This is a genomic window from Methanocalculus taiwanensis, assembly GCF_024372745.1.
Lineage (GTDB): Archaea > Halobacteriota > Methanomicrobia > Methanomicrobiales > Methanocorpusculaceae > Methanocalculus > Methanocalculus taiwanensis.
In genome coordinates this window covers 1-2,148 of sequence record NZ_VOTZ01000058.1, presented here as the reverse complement: position 1 = coordinate 2,148, position 2,148 = coordinate 1, and the positions used below count along the sequence as shown (strand labels likewise).

2 protein-coding genes are annotated in these 2,148 nt (G+C 52.0%); both read left to right on the top strand.

The annotated features are described in order from the left end of the window. Positions 1-1,995, top strand: a 1,995-nt coding sequence (fdhF, locus tag FTO68_RS11745) for a formate dehydrogenase subunit alpha (protein ID WP_255333600.1), incomplete at its 5' end; no start/stop codon positions are given. Positions 1,996-2,000: 5 nt separating this feature from the next. Next, positions 2,001-2,148: coenzyme F420 hydrogenase/dehydrogenase beta subunit N-terminal domain-containing protein (locus FTO68_RS11740; protein ID WP_304364260.1), on the top strand; the 148-nt coding region annotated here is incomplete at its 3' end.

The window sequence follows — 2,148 nt, the reverse complement described above, 5'->3', positions numbered from 1 at the left end:
TTGAACCTCGTTGTGAATAACGGAAAGGTTGTCGGTGTTGAGCCTTATAAGCGAACACCCGTCAACGAAGGCAAACTCTGTCCAAAGGGTATTTCCTGTTGGGAGTTTGTGCACAGCCCCGATCGCCTGACAAGCCCCCTTATCAAAAAGGACGGAAAATTTGTCGAGGCCGGCTGGGACGAGGCACTTGAGCTGGTTGCCTCGAAATTCACTGAGGCCTATAACAAGGGTGGTCCCAAGGCACTTGGCTTCCAGGTCTCGTGTCGTACCCCAAACGAGGAGTGTTATGCGCTCCAGAAGCTGGCCCGTGTTGCGTTCAAGACGAACAATATCGATAACTGCGCCCGAATCTGCCATGGTCCGTCTGTTGCCGGCTTATCCCTTTCATTTGGTTCAGGTGCAGCCACAAACCCGTTTGAAGATGTCCTGAACTCGGATCTGATCTTTTTAATTGGCTCAAACCCTCTGGAAGCCCATCCTCTTGCCGGCCGTCGTATTGCGCAGGCAAAAATGAAGGGAATCCCCATCATCGTTGCTGATCCTCGGTTTACTCCGACTGCCCGTCTGGCAGATACCTGGCTGCAATACAACCCCTCTACTCACATTGCCCTCATCAACTCGATGATGTACTGGATCATCAAAGAGGGTAAGCATGACAAGGAATTCATCGAGAAGAGGACAAAAGGCTTTGAGGACCTGAAGAAGACCGTCGAGCAGTATGCTGATGTCGAGCATATCACCGGTGTTCCAACCGAGACGGTGAAGGAACTTGCACTTCAGTATGCCGCTGCAAAGAATGCGGTCATCATCTACTGCCTTGGTATCACCGAGTTAACCACCGGGACTGACAATGTCCGTTCTCTTGGTAACCTCTCGATGCTCTGCGGCAATATCGGCCGTCCTGGTGTTGGTGTGAACCCGCTTCGTGGCCAGAACAATGTGCAGGGTGCCTGTGATATGGGTGCATATCCAAATGTCTTCTCCGGGTACCAGAAATGCGAAGATGATACGATCCGGAAGAAGATGGAAGAGCTCTGGGGCGTCACCGGACTTGCATCTGAGTATGGAGTAACCCTCACCGAACAGATTACGCAGTGCGGGGATCCGATCAAGGCGATGTACATCTTTGCACTCAACCCTGTTGTTTCATATCCCGACTCAAACCACGTTATGCGTTCGCTTGAAAAGCTTGACTTCCTTGTTGTGCAGGATATCTTCTGGACAGAAACCTGTGAATATGCAGATGTGGTTCTTCCGGGTGCAAGCTTTGCCGAGAAGGACGGGACATTCACAAGCGGTGAACGGCGTGTGAACCGTGTGAGAAAAGCCGTTGATCCGCCCGGCAATGCAAAAGCTGACTGGGAGATCTTTGTCATGCTCGCAGAGAAGCTCGGTCTGCACGGCTTTGATTTCAAATCCGCTGAGGATATCTGGAATGATGTGCGGAGAGTCACTCCATCTATGTCTGGTATCAGCTATGCCCGGATGGAGAAACCTGAATCAGTTCACTGGCCCTGCCCGGCAGACGATCACCCCGGCACTCCAATCCTTCACCGTGAAAAGTTCTCTTCAGCAGATGGGCTCGGTACCTTCTTCGGTATTGAATACCGTGAGCCTGCCGAGGTTGCTGATGCCGAGTATCCGTTCACCCTGATGACGGGCCGTCTGATCTTCCACTATCATACCCGGACGCAGACCGACCGCTGCAGTGTGCTCCATTATGAAGCTCCGGAAGGCTTTATCCAGATGAATGAGGAAGATGCCAAACGGCTGAATATCAAAGATGGCGAGAAGATTCACATACGGAGCCGTCGTGGTGAGACCGATACAATTGCCCGTGTCGGCACCGATGTTGCACCTGGCGTCCTGTATATGTCAATGCACTTTGGTGATGCTCCTGCCAACAAACTGACCAACACCGCTCTTGATCCGCTCTCGAAGATGCCTGAGCTGAAGCACTGTGCTGTGGCTATTGAAAAGATTGAGGAGGCCTGAGTACTATGGTAGCAAAAGGCGATATGGTCTATGCATGGACCCCTGATTCCGGCCTTCTGGAGAAAGCCGAATGCGGTGGCGCGGTTACGGCACTGCTGAAGTATGCTCTCGAGAACAAGATTGTTGATGCGGTTCTTGCCATTAAGAAAGGTG